The organism is Phytohabitans maris, assembly GCF_031085175.1.
Lineage (GTDB): Bacteria > Actinomycetota > Actinomycetes > Mycobacteriales > Micromonosporaceae > Phytohabitans > Phytohabitans maris.
The window spans coordinates 60,205-75,666 of sequence record NZ_JAVHUY010000037.1; the positions used below are offsets into that span (position 1 = coordinate 60,205).

Here is a 15,462-nt window from a genome sequence, read left to right on the forward strand (position 1 = left end):
GCTGGTCACATGTTTGGGAGGATGTCAGGAGGCCAGCTTGACTAGCGGCGCGACGAGCGGCTGGGGATCATCGCCGAACAGCAGCACGACCGTCTTGTGGCGCGCGCGGCTGAGCACGACGTAGAGCAGCTTGGAACCGGTGTCGAACGGCTCCTTCTTCTCGGAGCCGTAGAAGTCGTTGCTGCGCAGGACGACGATGGTGGCGTCGGCTTCCCGGCCCTTGGTCTGGTAGAGGCCCATGAGTTGGACCGGCGTCGCCGGTTCGCCGACGGTGTGGGTGAGTAGCCCGGTGCGGTGGGTGTCGATCGCGGCGGCGAGGTGCTCGAGCGCGTCGGCCGGGTCGGGGTGGCGGCGTAGGTGGCGTGCGACCAACGGTTGCAGCAGTCGGGCAGCGCTGTGCCAGTGGCTCTGGCCACGGGTCAGGCCAAGGGTGGCGTGCGCGCCGGCGGCGTGCTCGGCGGCGTCCGCGGTGCCGTCGGCGAGCAGGGCTTCGCGGAGCTCGGTAAGGCGCCGGTCCAACGTCGCGGGCATGCCAGGGCGGCCGAGGAGCATCCACGCGAGGTCGGGCGCCTGCCGGCCGCGCACCGAGCTGGTGACGAATACCGCGAGCTGCTGCCGTACCAGGTCCCAGTCGTCAACCCCGGCAGCGAAGCGGACCATCGTGTGCTGCGCCTCAAGTGCAGCGGTCAGGCATTCGGGCAGGCCGATGATCTCGTGGTTGATGCCGCGTTGGGTGAGCTGGTCGGACAGACCGGTGGTCGCGTCGATGTGGTGGCTGAACACGCCAACGGTGTGGCCTTCCTCGCGCAGGCGTTGCACCGTCTCGGCCACGACGTCGGCCTCCTGGTTCAACGGCAGGCCGGCGCGTACCTGTAGCCGGCCGCTGTCCAGTGCGGCGGTGACCGCATCGTGCGTGAACTCGCGGCGGCGGATGGCCGCCGCCGCGGCGGGCAGGATGTTGCTCGGATCTCGGTGTGACACGTCCGGCAGGTCGAGCCGGCGGGCGCCCAGGGCCATCGCGGCGTCCAGCCGCTCGGGCCCGACGCCGACAACGCCGGGCAGGGTGCTGTAGATGCATTGGTTCGGGTCGCCGAGCAGCAGCAGCCGCGCCTCGCCGCGGATGGTGGTCAGCAGTTCGAACTGGCGGTCGTCGGTGTCCTGGAACTCGTCGCTGACGATGATCGACCACCGCGCCTGCAGGTGCTCGCGGACGGCGGGCACCGCGCACAGTTCGAGCGCGCGGGGCAGCATGTCCTGGTAGCGGACAGCGTCGTCCGCGCGGAACAGCTTGGCTTCGGTCTCTGTGCGCATCTGCGGGTCGGTCAGACCGATGACGGCTCCCCACCGGGTCAGCAGGCGCCACGCGAACGCGTGGAACGTAGTGATCTCGACACGGGACTGGTACGGACCAAGCACCTCGGCGGTGCGGTCCAGGATCTGCGCCACCGACGAGCGGGAGAACGACAAGAACAACGCCCGCGCGGCCGGCCGCCGCTCCCGACCGTGCAACTCCGCGACACGCTGTTGGTCGACACGCTCCAGGTGCGCGCGCACCGCGGCCGCCGCCGTGGTGGTCTTTCCCGTGCCGGCACCGCCACACACCAGCAGGACCGCGTCGTCGGCGTCGATGATCTCCTGCTGTTCATCGCCAGGCTTGTAGGTCATGGCAGCTCGATCTCGACCAGCACGGTCGTGGCGGGCGGGTTGGCGAGGGTGTCAAGGACCTTCTTCGCCAGCGGCGGCGTATTGCCGGGCGGCAGTGCTTCAACGAACGGCTGGTGCAGCCCACCCTTGCTCTTGAGCGCCTTCTTGATCGCCTTCTCAAGGTCAGCGTCGTCGATCGAGCTGACGTCGATCCCGGCCAACTCGTGCTCGGTCACCAGCCGTTCGAACGCGGTCCGCAAGCGCGCGGCGTCGACGCCGTGCACCAGTGCTCGCTCGACCGAGGAGCGCTCGGGCAGCTGGATCACGTGCTCGGCCAGGGCGGTCAGCTCGGCGATGAGGGCGGTGTCCCCGCCGGGCTTGTCGTTGTCGAGGACCACCTGGACGTGGAATCCGAGCGCGGCGGCCAGCCGTGCCAACTTCGGCAGCTCGTCCTTGCCGCCGTCACCGTTGGCCGGCGCGACCATCCGCACCCCATACGCCGCTGGCGGCGCGATACCCAAGCTACGCAGCCGCCGATCGGCGACCGCGGTGTAGCCCTCCAGGTCGTGTGGGCCTTCCAGAACCGCAACCGTGCGGGCCGTCATCGCGGGGAGCAGGAGCGGGTGCAGGTACCGACGGGCGGCGCGCTCCTTGCGATCGGTCGTCGCGGCCAGCTGATGCGCACGGCGCCCGCCGTGGCTGCGGGTCAACCGGATCATCTGCTCCGGCACGAAAGCACGAACCACCTCCGGCCGGCGGGTGGACAGCCACACCTGTCCGCTGTTGCGACGCAGCCGAGAGGCCAGGTACTCGGCCGAGGCGGCGTCCAGGTCGTCGCCGAAGTCGTCGCCGAGCACGATCGCCCCGGGCGCGGCCGCGGAGACCACCGCCTCGGCCGCGGTCAGCACACCGGTGGTGGTCGAGCCGTGCGCGGTCAGCGGGAGCGCGCCGGCGGCGTCCAAAGCGAGGGTGGGGCGCAAGGCGCGCAAGATCGCGCTGACAGATCCGTCGTCCGCGGCGAACCCGACTTCGTCCGCGGGTGCGCTGCTGGTCATCTCCAGCAGCTGCGCGGCACCAGCATCCAGGACCTCCTCGATGGTCTTGCGGACCGCGCTGCTAGCCGCCAACGCCTCGGTGGCGGTCTCCACGTCCGTGCCGAGCGTGGTCAACGCGGCCAGCAGGTCGGGCTCGTCGGCCTCGGCCACCAACCGGCGGAAAACCCCGTCTGGCCGCAGCTGCAGCGGCGCGCGTCGGTCCAGCACGATCGGTGCCAGCAGCTCCCGGTCGGCGCGCGGCACCCGGGTACCGGTCTTCGGGTACTCCACCCAGTGTTCGGCGGTCTCGCTCGCCGGGTCGTAACGAAGCCGGTAGCACAACCGCAGACCCAACAATGCCTCGTCGGCCTGGTCTTGGGCTGCGAGCAGGCCGGTCTCCGGGTCGGTCAGCTCCAGCCAGTCCTCAAGCTCCTGCTCGACCACCGCGCCGAGGTCCACAAGCGTCACCTCGACCTCGGTCAGCTCCTCTACGTCCTCACCGGACGCGGGGAACGGCCGGTGGACATCCAACGGATCCGGCCTGGCCATGGTGCTGCGCGGCTCGAGCACCCGCCGGAGCCCGGTGAGCAAATCGCTCCGGCCGGCACGCGGCTCGCCGACCACCACCACGTGGTCGTCCGGGCAAAACACCATGTCCGCGAAGCCGCGGAAGCGCTGCAAGCGGACCCTGACCACACGCACGGCGAGGCCCACCTCCAATCACAACTGTGACTAACTGCCGCCCGAGCTGTCGCGTACGACCCATCGGCCAGGCATTCTCAACGATTACGGGCCGCGCGGAGACGCGGCCAAGTCATGGACATCATCTCGCACACGCCAGCCACTGCGCCGCCGCTTTTCGGCCCCTCAGATCCGGCTCCGGCCACGGCCAGTCCGAAGACCTAAAGCTTCTCCTGGCGATGACCCGGGTATCTGCCTCAGGCATCTCCGACTGGAGCGCCCTACCGTCTGGTGCTGGCCGTCTGCCGCCGCTCCGGCTGTCTGCTCGGTGAGGCGGTGATGCTGGGCGGCCTCGGCACGGTGCCCGGTCGACGGGTCCTTACCGGACAGCGCGGCGGATGCGCTCGTCGACGCGGCGGTTTCGTTGAGTTCCGCGAAGTGCCGGGCAGCGTCGGGGTTTCGTCGGAGCAGGCGGGCCACCACGGCGGCCGGCTCTCCCTCCAGGGTGGCCATCCAGGCCCGGATGTGTCGTTGTGGCGTCCACTGGTCCCAGCGCGCGTCCCACGCGAGGAGCACATCGACGGTCTCCTCTAGCAGGTCGAGGTCGCCGTGGTCGGCCGCCCACACCTCGATCCAGTGCAACCACGTAGTGATCCGGGCAGCCTCCTCCCAGGACAGATCGCCCCCGAGGTGCTCCCTCATCGCGTGCACGACTTCGATGGCCCGCGGAGGGTCGGCCGTCACAGCGGCGTGCACCGCGTCGAAGTCGAGCCGGGCGAGCACGTCGCAGTAGAGGTCGGCGTCGTTGGGGCTCCGGGCGGCCAGCGCGAACAGCTTGGCGGCGGCCGCTGCGTCACCCTGGTTGGCGGCCACCATCAACTGCGCCGCGGCGTCGCCGCCACCGGGCTGGTCGTGGTCGAACTCCTGCCTGATCAGTTCGAGCAGGTCGTCGACAGTGGCCGGCCGACGGGCCGGATCGAGGAGGGTGGCCTCCTTGGCCACGTGGCGCCACGGTCCGTCCACAGGCAGCAGGGGTGTGTTCGCCTGCGGCCGCACACCCCGCAGGGCCCAACCGATGATCTGCCCGATGCTGTAAATATCGGCTTGCGGACCAGCCTGGTGCGCGTCGACCGACAGCTCGGGCGCGGCGAACCCCTCGGTGCCGAGCATGGCACCGATGCGGGTGCGGTCGGGGTTCGTCGTCTGCCCCCGCGGCCGCCGCCCGTAGCCCCAGTCGCCCACGGTCCAGACCCCGTCGCGGCGCAGCAGGTTGCCGGGCTTGAGATCCCGGTGGATCCAGCCGAGCGCGTGCGCGGGCCGCAGTGCTTCGCAGATCGCGGTCACGAGCTGCCGCAGCGCCTCCGGACGGCTCAGCTCCGCTTGGACGGTGGCCGCGCTCTCCTGCGCCAGCGGCATCACGAACCACTCGTATTTGTCGCTGTGATCCAGGACCGCCATCACGTGCGGGTTGTCCCCGAGCGCGCGGGCCACATCGATCTCTCGCTTCATCCGCGCGACCGCATCCGGCGCGGTCGAGCGAAGCCTCTTGAAGGCGACGAACACGCCCGACGGCTTGTGCCTGGCCCGGAAGACCTCGGCCTGGCCGCCGTCGTCGATCGGGCGCGGCTCGAGAGCGTAGTCCCGGCGCTCCCCTCGAGCGGCGAGCCGGACAGCGTCGTACGGGTCCATTGATCCTCCCGCTGCCACCGTCGCCTGGCTCTGCGGCGTCGCGGCTGTCGTACTGGTTGGTGGGCGCAGGCCAGGCAGGCGGATGAGCACCGGCCACGGATCTCGCGGACCGTGACGGGCGCCGTAGACGTCGCCCAGCAGGTAGCCGGTGCCGTCCGGTGCCACACACAACCCGCTCACCAAGTTGACGGTGAGGTCGGCGAGCAGCTCGTTGGAGCGGGCACGCACGTCCGTCCGCACAACTGTCACACCCAAGCCGGTCGAGTTGCCGGCCGCCGTGATCACTCGGTGGCCGTCGACCACGAGCAGGTGGGCTCTGTAGTCATGGACGGACGGGATCCAGTCGTCCCGGCTGGCGCGTGAGCTGCGGTTGAGGTCGATGACAGTGGAGTTGCTGGCCGCCGCCAGGAAGAACTTCCGCCCCGCCAGCCAACCCGCGGTGTGGATGCCGGCGTTGAACTCGATGTCGTAGCGGTGCTGGCCACCCACCCGGTCGCTGATCCGGGTCAACGCCAGCGTGCCCCGACCCGCACCGAAGGTAGGCCCGCTCCCGCTCACCACCCACGCCTCTCCGTCGGGCCCGGCCAGTACGTGCACGTTGCCGGTGAAGCCACCGGCGACCGCCTCCAACCAGTCGCCCGTCACCCGCACCACGGCGCCGTTGCACACCGCCAGAACCGACCCGTCCGGCATGACCACCGGCTCGTTGACACAACCGGCGAGCCTCATGATCCACGACGTCGAACCGCGCGCGGTGTCCAGCTCGACCAGGCCGTGCTCTGTCAACACCACGAGGCGATCCACGTCGAGTGCCGCGATACCCGAGATCGGCGGCCACCCGTCCTCCTCGCCGACCAACGCCAGCGTGGCCGGGACGCCGTTGTAGGAGTCCTTGAAGACCGGCCACGGCGGCGGCAGCAGATCCGGCGTGGCCATCCGCGGACAGGTGGACGCGTCGTCCACGGTGAGCATCCGCGCCAGCGGGGCGTACCCGACACCGTCGACGAAGGCGGCCCGCGCCGCGACCGCTAGCAGATCCGACACCGACACGAGGCCGCACAGGGCCGCTTCGACGTGCGTGCGATCCCACAACAGGACAGAGCCGTCCATCCCGGCGGGCGTCGACGACTCGTAGCCCGACATGGACAGCACCATGACGGCGCCGTCTTCCGCGCGGGAGCGGATCGATCCTATAAAGTCGGCGGTCCCCGCACCGTCCATCGCCCGTTCGCCCCAGGTCAGCCCCATCAGGTACGGACGACCGTCGAACCTGAACGCAACCGCGGGCACGTCCGGGAGCCGCAGCACCGCGTCGACGCCCGACTCCTCAAGCAGATGTACGACCATGCCGGCGAGTTGCCGCGTGCGCTCCGCCGACGGCTCCTCGGCCTGAAGCTCGCCGTACGCGGCCAGCGAAGCGAGGACCCGGTTGTCGAAGATCGCTTCCACGCCTGCCCACCCGTCGGAAATTCCCGCGGGCACCCTCCGCCGCGCGGGCCCCATTTTGCCACTGCAGGTTCGCAGGTGCCTGAACGGCTCGGGTGCGGGAACCGTATCGGCGTACGGCTTGTGTAGGACGTTGCCGGCGCAGGGTCCGATAGTTGGGGGACTATGAACATGAAAAGCAGTCGGCAGGTTCTCATGATTTAAGCCGCGAAATGAGATACCCCGGCGCTGCGGGACAAGCCGCACTGGGAAGCCGAAGGGTCGTGAGGTCAGACCATAAGGTCATCTGATCGTCGCCTGAGCAGGTCATAGTCGGCCCTTGCGTCGTCGACATGTATTGAGGAATCAAACCAGCTGAGATCTGCTGTTCGCCTCCGCCCTGTGGGTCGCCACTGATCGTGCCACGGATGATCGGTGGTGAGTATGATTGGCTCGTCCACGTCGGGGAACTGGTCCGCCGTGATGTCGAGGAGTAGTCCTCTCAGCTCCAGCCACGCGTGCGTGCGGTACGGGTCATGTCGATCGGCCTGACGGAGGTCCCAGTGACCGAGCTTTGAGTCGATTAGATATTGACCCAGCAGTTCGCAAGTGTCGCCGCATGCCCCGAGTGGGAATTTGGCAAGGGATCTCAGGCGGTAATCTCGTTGTTCGAGTGCGAGTCGAAATGCGCGTGCCGCACTCTTGACCGCGTTGACAAAGTGGCTCGGATGAGGAGTTTGCACCTCGTCAGGGTACTTGCTGGTATGCCGTTGCGGGATTACGGCTGGAAGGCCATACCATGCCGGCATTTGCCGGCGAAGTGTCCTGCGCGGCTCAGGGTGCGGGCAATCGTGTTTGTTGCTGCTGGAGTTGCCGTACCGGGTACGCCGTGAGCTGCCGGAGGTATGCGACTGAAGGATGGCCCGGTGCGGACCCGGCCGTACTGGGTGGGCGACAGCGGCGGACCTCTGATGGCCGCCGCCGGCCAAGGCTTGGAAGGCGTCGTCGCCAAACGTCTGGAGTCGCCGCCACCACCGAAGTCATCATCTGCGGGCAGGAAACCCGGCGCTGGTTGCTCCGCGCCGGCATCGCGCACTGCTGCTCGGCGCCTACGACGACGTTGCGGCCGAATGCGCGCGGCGTGAGCTCCGGGCCGGAGCGTGGGCCGCGCATCGCCTCCGAGAGTGGGTTGCTGTTCCGATCTTCTGGCGGCTACCTGTTTGTGCGATCTAGCTGGTCGATCGCGGCTTGGGTGGCGGCGGTGTCGGGATGTTGGTGGCCGAGGACTTGCTTCTGGAGGGTGTGAATTGCGCGGTACTGGGCATAGAGTTCGTCTGGCTCGCGCGTGCCACGCTGGGCCTGTGTTTGGGTAAGGCGGCACCAGGTACGGAGGGTGAATGGGTGCTCTTCGCCCAAGATTTGTCGTCGACCGGCCAGCACGGCGTGGAACTCAGTCTCGGCCTGCTCGTACTGTTCCTGTTCGGCGAGGACCTCGGCGAGGCTGCTTCGTGTGCGAAGGGTGTCTGGGTGGTCGATGCCGGGCAGGCGTTCGAGGACGGCTAGTACGCTGCGGAACTCCATTTCGGCTTCTGCGAGCGCTCCACGTCGCATGAGCACCTCGGCGAGCATGTGTCGGGTGCGCAGGCTGTGGGGATGCTCGATGCCTTCGACCTGTTCGCGGATCGGACGCAACGTGCGCAGCTCGGTCTCGGCCTGTGCGTATTTTCCTTGCAGGTACATCGTCACGGCCAGGTTGTGTCGGGTGGACAGGGTTTCCGGGTGTTGGTTGCCCAGTAGTCGTAGCCGTCCGACGAGCGCGGTGCGGTAGTTGGCCTCGGCCTGTTCGTGTAGTCCCAGCTCGAGCAGCGCCATACCGAGGTGGTGTCGGGCCTTGAAGATGATGGGATGGTCGCTGGGCAGGTGGGTGACGGCGACGTTCAACGCGGCGGTGGCCAAGGCGTGCGCGGTCTGGAAGTCGCCGGCGCGGCACAGCCCCAGCACCGTAAGGTCGGCGGCGTTGACGAGCCTCGCACGGTCTGCTCGCGGTAGGTGTGCGACGTGGTGGGACAGGGCGTGGGTCAGGTGCGGGGCCACCGTCGGCCACCAGCCGAACTGGTTCGGGTCGTGGGGATCGCGGTCCTTGGTGGCCTCGGCCAGCAGAGCAGCCACTGTCTTGCGAACCGCGCGGGCAGCTGTGGATCCCTCGGTCAGCCAGGCCGCGCTCACGTCATGAACCAGCGGATGGGTGGCAAGGCAGGCCGCCTCCGCTGCCGTCGGATTGGTTTCGATCAGGTCGATCAGGCCGAGGTCACACAATGCCGTCACCGTGCGCTGGTGCAACTCCTTGCCGTAGCGCGTAGATGGGCACAGCCTCGCTACTGCACGGGCCGTGATCGCCGCGACCGTCCTTCGACTTGGTGGACTGTCGACGGCCCAGTGGCGTAACGCTGGGCTGCCGAACAGGGCCGGCCCGTCGAGCGCGCCCACGGGTATCGGTGCGGCGGCAAACCCACCCAATAGGCGCATCAACAGGCGCGCCTGCGGCAGCCCCTGCCTGGCAAGCAGATCCAGCGATACATCCCATGTGCTGACCACAACATCTCTGCGGGCGGACGCGCACGAGCCGACCACTGCCTCCTTGAACTTGACATCGATGATGCCCAGGTAGTCGGCGAAGGTGCGTACCCGCTCCAGCCGAGCCCGCGTCGAGTCCAGATAGCGGCCCGCTGCGCGCAGCGCCAATGGCAGCCCACCAAGCCGCGCCGCCAACTTCCGGGCGTCGTCCGGCGTGCCGGCCTGCGGCGCGATGTCACGCAACACTCGCCCGCCGTCGTCGTCACTCAGGAGACCGACTCGGTGCAGGACAGTTTGTGCACCCCATACGTCTGGGGCGGCGAGCCGGGTGGTTACCAGCACCAGCCCACGCCGCGAGCCGCGCACCAGCCCGGTGCCGTCGCCGACACCGGCTGTGTCAGCAGCCAGCAGCTGCGGCTCGTCGGCGTTGTCGACGACCATCAGCCACCGATGCGGCGACACCTCCAGACGCCGCCAGATCAGATCGACAAGGCTCCCAGTCCCTGCGCCGGCCTGCCGGATTTTCGCGAGCGGGACACCGACATCCACCGCCAGAGCCACCAAGGCCGTCGCCAGCGTCGCCTCGTCCCGCGCGCTGATCCACCACACCCGGTCCAGGACGGTCGCCCGTTGCGCGACGGTCAACGCGATCGTGGTTTTACCGCAACCGCCCAGCCCGCACAGGACGTGGACTCGCCCATCCGGCGCGTCGACTAGCTCGGCCAACGCCGCGACGAGCCCGTCGCGGCCGCGGATGTGTGGCGGCAACAGCCCCACCGGAGCAGCCAGCGACCGCTGCGGCCGACGGACAACCGCAAAGCCTGCACTGTCAGACCGACCCGCGACGGCAACCGCCCGGTCATCACGGGCCCGCCATGCCTCGACGCCCACCCAGCCCCCGGCAAGGACAACCAGCCCGGCTCCCACCGGCCAGGTTATGCCGGCCGTGGCCAGGTTAGTTAAGAACCCGGCCAGGATGGCCAATACCGTCGACACCCCAGCCGCAAATCCACGTCGGGCAAACCTCGGTTCCATCGCAACCCCACCGGCGTCACTGCGAACAACCCTGACTGATACCCCGCGAAACGCAACGATATCGAACGGCACCCAACTGAGAGCGACCGCCGATGCCATCACTGCCTTCCTCAGACACACACCTGGTCCGACACGACAGAGGCGACGGTCTCTAACCTCCGCGCGAACCATAGTGGCCCCGGGCGGGGCTTCATGAGCACTGAAATGGAGTGTGATCCCCGGCAGATCAGATGCCGCAACCGAACTCTGTCGCCTCATCACAAGCAATTTCATTGTCGCCATAGGACTGCCACGCTGGGGGTTTGTCATGATCCTGTAAGCCGGGTGTAACCAACGAACCGTTACGGGGCAGACTTCGATGGCTCGACCATGTAACCTCTCACCGCAAGACAACTGATATTTGATCAAGAAATGACTGTACGCTGATGACATGGTGGGTTGCTGGCCGCAGAGGAGGAAGTCAGGGTCCTGCTCGATGGTGCTGCGACACGGCGATGGGCGTTTGATCAGCTGGTCGAGAGCCTGAAGTCAGCTGCCGCTGCTTGCCATCGCCGTAGTGCTCCCGGAGCGGATTCGAGATCCCTCTGAATCCAACTCGGCGCGGATCCGGTGTTGACCAGCGCAATTCGACTTGCTGGTCTCGGATCGAATGGTTGGGCGCTAGGCCGTGGTGGGGTTTGAATCGCCGAGCGACCGGTCTCGTCCGACATCGCAGGACCACGCGGGTTTGCCTGCCAGATGGCGAGATCAATCTTTGCGCAGTTTCCTCGGCTGGAACATCGAGCGGTCCCGGCGGGACCGTCTGGTTTCCGGCTGGCCGACAAAGAATACGAGGGATCGTGGAACTTGTCTTCGCGCATGCCGACCGGCTTTTCGCGCTGTTGGGCAGACTTGTGCGTCGCCCGAGGAAAGGCGAGTTGCCAGGTGAGGTGCGGGACCGGGACGGCATTCCCGTTCTGATTCTCATCGGCGACCATCAGGATGTGCTTGCCGAGCAGGTCGGCCAGGCGCTAAATACGGCCCAGCCGCGGCACGTCCCGTACGAGTCAATCAACATGGACGAGATGTGGAGCCAGGTAGTCACCGAACGTGCCGACCTGACGCCGGAGTGGCAGCGAGCCGAGTTGTGCCGACGAACGCTGGTGCGCCTCGCTATGGAGTTCTCCTCAGCCCATCACGGACGTGACCTGCCGGTGCGTTTCCGGCGGTTCGGACTGGTCAACTGGCTGCTTGAGATGACGCACACGGGCGAGGAACCAAACTCCCGGCACGCCCAGGACATGCTCCGTCGGCTGCGTGACCGCGAGATCCAGCGCAGACCACTGTTCGGATTCTTGCGCAGCCCGAGCACCGAGGTGACCCTTCAGGGGCAGGTGCCCTGGTGGGCGTATCTGCTCGGGCTGCACATCATACCGCTGGTGCTGTTACGGGCTTGGCGCGTGCTTGGCAGCGAGTACCGGTGGCTGTTGCGTCAGCCGCACATGGCGCCGGCCGATCCGGGAACCTTCGTCGGCTTCGCGTTGCGGCTCACCCAGCCCCGCTGGGGGCGCGAAGATCCAGCCCAGGTCAGCAAGTTGATGATCAATGCCTTTCTGGAGGATCTGCGGGTTGCCTACCTGCGTCGGCTCTGGCGTCGACGCGCCCACCGGCGTACCGCCTACTGCGTCGCGTTCCTGAAGGGCGTGAGCACGGCCAACAGCGGCCGGGCCCTGGTGCGTTCGTTTGTCGAGGTACGCAACGAGACCGGAGCCTTCGATCCTCTGCTGATCATGACAAGTTGCACGGAGGCCGAACACAAGCACGAACGGGTGCGAAGGCTGAACGATGAACTAGGCCCGTACGAGGCGTGGTGCGAGCGTCTGCGAAGCGCGGGGCACAGTCGTGGTCCTGAATTTTGGTACCTGCCGGTGCAGGTACACGCACCACTGCCGGATGAGCACCCTGACCTCGAGGCGCAGAAGGAACGCACGACCGCCGCCGGCCGGCTCACGGTGGGCCCACCGCCGGTCTGGGCAAGCCGCGGCGCCGCGGTGGCCGCCGCCGCCGTCGTTCTCGCGCTGGCCGGCGGCGGAGTCGCCTACGCGATCAACGCCGTACACAACTGGCAGGAGCGGCACTGCGGCCTGAGCCGTTCCGATCCCGACGCTGCCACGCTTCAACGACAGTCGACGGGCGAGTGCGTCGGCGTCGCCCCGCACGGGTACGCCTTCGGCAGTAGTGACGAGCGTCTGCAGATGACGCTCGAGACCATAGCCAACCAGAACGAGGAGGCTGACCGGATCCACCGCGACGCCCCCGAACGGCCCGTCGTCACGCTCATACACGTCTCGGCGCTGCTGAACACGCCCGCCGGGGAGCCCTCAAACCCGCTGTCCTACGCACGAGAGCAACTCCAGGGCGCGGCCAGCGCTCAGCACCGGCAACTTGACCGACGCGGGGACAACGACCCAGTACTACGGATCTTCCCGGCCAGCGCCGGCTTCGGCATGCGCTTCGGCGACGTCGTGGCGCGCACGATCGAAACAATGAAGCGCGACGATCCGACGATCGTCGGGGTCACTGGCCTCGACCAGAGCCGGAAAGACACGATCACCACCATCGCTGAACTCACTCGCGTCGGGCTCCCGATGGTCGCCACCACACTGTCCGCCGACACCCTCAGCGCCCACTCGCCCCTCTACTACCAAGTCTCACCGCAGAACCGCCGCGAGGCCGCGGTCGCCGCCGCATACGCCCGCCACCTGAACCGAAAAGGCAAGCTGTCGGTCCAGAGCGTACGTGTCATCTACTCGGCCGACCCCACCGACGAGTACAGCAACAACCTACGAGACGACGCCCGCGATGCCTTCAAAGGTGAAGGATTCACGGTCGAGGAGCAGAGCTTCAAGCCCGAACGCACGCTGGCCGACGTATCCGGCCACCCCGGCGCGCGAACCGTGGGCGAGAAGACCTGCGGCTACCCAGGGATTGTCTTCTTCACCGGGCGCTCCGAGGACTTCGAGGCGATCCTCGATGCCGCCAACGACACGTGCGGGACGAAGCCGCCCGTATTTCTCGCCGGTGACGACGTAGCCCGCCTCGGCGCCGACGCATCCCGGCGTAGCCGCTTCCCCAAGATCCCATACGAGTTCCTGGACTTCACACTCGGCTCGGCGTCCTGCAAAGGTCCGAGTGATCTCTACACCACGATGAAGAAGCTCTTCCCAGAAGAGTGCGCACAGATCCCGAACACCTCGCTCGACGGGCACGCCGCCCTCGCCTTCGACGCGGTAAACCTCTACCTCAAGGCAACCGGCCGTCTACGAGACGCGGCACCGCGAATGCCCCTCACCGCTGCCGCCGTGTGGAAGGCGTTGAGCGGCATCCACGGCGACGCCGTACTCGACGGAGAGAGCGGCCACATCGACTTCGGTGGCGTCGTGGACCAGCAGATCCCGCTTGACAAGCTGATCTCCATTCAGCGCGTGCATGGAGATCAACAACCGGTGCAGATGGGCTTCTGCGGGCGCGTAGGGCAGCAGACGCAGAGTCGATGGTGTCCAGCGCTAGGGGCCGGCTGACACTCGGCGCGCTGTCGAAATTCCGGTTGGCGCTAGGCAGAGAATATCGGCATGGGGTACCCGTATGAGCGCGGGCGACGGCAGGCGAGGAGCACTAGCCGCCGCAGATGCACCGTGACACAGGAATGATCACCGGTCAGGGTCGATCCTCGCGTGGTGCCGACGGCGGGCGACGCCGTCCGTACCATGCTGGTCGACGCCCACGGGCCGGCCCCGTCGAGCATCGGCATGTCCGCCACCTGGTACACGACTCCATCATGCGACCAACAGCACGCCCGGTACCGACAGACCGGAACAACAGCCAGAGGCCAAACGCCGCGGCGGCCAAGGAGCCAAGCGTGCCCTTCCGTCGGTTGACCAGCGCGAAACCGTTACGCCCGTAGCCTGCGGCAGTCAACCTCGTGGGGCTGGTCTGCGTACCGGTCGGTTAGATTCGGGCCTTCCAGTCGGTAGACGGGCCGGTCGGCTATCGCGACCAGGGTGGGTGGTACGACTGGGGTGAGGTGGCGCAGCGGTTGGCCATTAGGCGACGACAGGTGGGACGGGCTCGCGGGGGGTGTACCTGAGTTGGGTCAGCTGGGTGTCGGTGGCCCAAGCGTTGAAGGCTTTGAGGTAGAGGGTGACGTGTTCGCGGGTTTCCCGGCGGCGTAGCGGCTGTCCGGCTTGTTTGCGGGTGTGGTTGAACATCACCCGACGAAACATCAGCCGCGGGTCGCCTTTGGCAAGGCCGGTGCCCTCAACAATGCCATCGAACCAGTGCGACAGGTCACGGCTGCTGGCCTCTGTTACCAGGTAGCTGGCGGCGGCCGCCGCGCTTTTGATCATGCCCGTGGCGGTGGAGATCTGCTCGCCGATAGAGATGAAATCGCGCAGCTTCGGATGCTGCTCCAGGGTCTGCACGATCTGGTGGTTGGTCACGGCTGCGTCACCGCCGGACCAGCTCATTTCGGGTCGCTGCTCGTACAGCCATACGGTGCGGACCATGGCGGCCAGCATGACCGCCGACTTCTCCCCTTCGATGGCCAACGCATCGGCGGCATTGCGACGTTTGCCAGTGTCCAGCACGTCGAACGACCCGACCGGCACCTCGGTGAACACCGTCATCTCGACCGGGATGTCGGCCTCGATGATGGCAGCCAGCCGATGCTGGCCGTCGACCAACGCCCCGGTGGTGTCGAACGCGATGCCCTGATGCGTGACCTGCCAGTCACCGCGGCGCATCGCCTGGGCGAACTCGCGCACCGTCCGCTTCGACAGCGGCCGGTTGGCCGTGTTGCGCTCCAGATACTCGGCAGCCTTCTTTGGCGTCACACTCTGAACCCTGCTACGCACAACAACCTCTCACCGCTACGCCTGCCGGTCATGACAGGTGACCCATCATGGCAGCCATATCCTCCTGACGCGAGCGAGCCAACCATGACGGCCACGGACGCCGGACAGCCTGGTCCAGTGCCGTGAAAGGCGGCACGCATAAACCATGCCGCAGTCGGTCAGTGGCCAGGTCGAGTCGTCGCGAAACGAAAGGTCCCCTAGCCCCCTCGGCGTGGGAGCTGCAGGCACCCCCTGGCCGACATCGTCAAGATCGACGAACAACCTGCCACGGACCCCCAGACCTCGGCACACGCGACCACGACACCGCCTCCCTCCCTCCGCTCCGACGTCGGCGCCGACGCCTGAAACGACCAACACGGATGGCAGCCCACACCTGACCACCCACCCAGTAAGAAAGGCTCCCGCACACGCCCAGATCACAGGCCGCACGCCAGCGAGTCCCAACGGATGATTAGCTTCTCCGGGTACCTGAGGTGGCCGCTTCGTAT

At 67.4% G+C, this 15,462-nt stretch carries 6 protein-coding genes; 1 reads left to right on the plus strand and 5 read right to left on the minus strand.

What is annotated here, in order from left to right; all coding sequences use genetic code 11:
- Positions 1-24 precede the first annotated feature (24 nt).
- The 4 genes from RB614_RS31635 to RB614_RS31650 form a co-directional block, all read right to left on the minus strand.
- The gene (locus tag RB614_RS31635; protein WP_308716346.1) at positions 25-1,665 is read right to left on the minus strand and encodes a UvrD-helicase domain-containing protein; all 1,641 of its coding nucleotides are present in this window, start codon (positions 1,663-1,665) and stop codon (positions 25-27) included.
- The gene (locus RB614_RS31640) at positions 1,662-3,380 is read right to left on the minus strand and encodes a hypothetical protein (protein ID WP_308716347.1); all 1,719 of its coding nucleotides are present in this window, start codon (positions 3,378-3,380) and stop codon (positions 1,662-1,664) included. The genes RB614_RS31635 and RB614_RS31640 overlap by 4 nt, the downstream gene beginning before the upstream one ends.
- Before the next feature lie 165 nt (positions 3,381-3,545).
- The gene (locus tag RB614_RS31645; protein WP_308716348.1) at positions 3,546-6,497 is read right to left on the minus strand and encodes a protein kinase domain-containing protein; all 2,952 of its coding nucleotides are present in this window, start codon (positions 6,495-6,497) and stop codon (positions 3,546-3,548) included.
- 1,188 nt (positions 6,498-7,685) lie between these two features.
- Positions 7,686-10,181 carry a tetratricopeptide repeat protein gene (locus RB614_RS31650; protein WP_308716349.1) on the minus strand — a complete coding sequence of 832 codons (2,496 nt, stop codon included), beginning with the start codon at positions 10,179-10,181 and terminating at the stop codon, positions 7,686-7,688.
- 740 nt (positions 10,182-10,921) lie between these two features.
- On the opposite strand from RB614_RS31650, the gene RB614_RS31655 reads away from it, so the two are divergent.
- Entirely contained in the window at positions 10,922-13,642 is a 2,721-nt protein-coding gene (locus RB614_RS31655; protein ID WP_308716350.1) for a type 1 periplasmic-binding domain-containing protein, read from the plus strand.
- 522 nt (positions 13,643-14,164) lie between these two features.
- Here RB614_RS31655 and RB614_RS31660 read toward each other — a convergent pair.
- Entirely contained in the window at positions 14,165-14,953 is a 789-nt protein-coding gene (locus RB614_RS31660) for a hypothetical protein (RefSeq protein WP_308716351.1), read from the minus strand.
- Positions 14,954-15,462: the final 509 nt, after the last annotated feature.

Bases quoted from the DNA above. Each gene is read 5' to 3' on its own strand.
- RB614_RS31635 (WP_308716346.1), bottom strand. From the start codon at position 1,665: ATGACCTACAAGCCTGGCGATGAACAGCAGGAGATCATCGACGCCGAC.
- RB614_RS31650 (WP_308716349.1), bottom strand. From the start codon at position 10,181: ATGGCATCGGCGGTCGCTCTCAGTTGGGTGCCGTTCGATATCGTTGCG.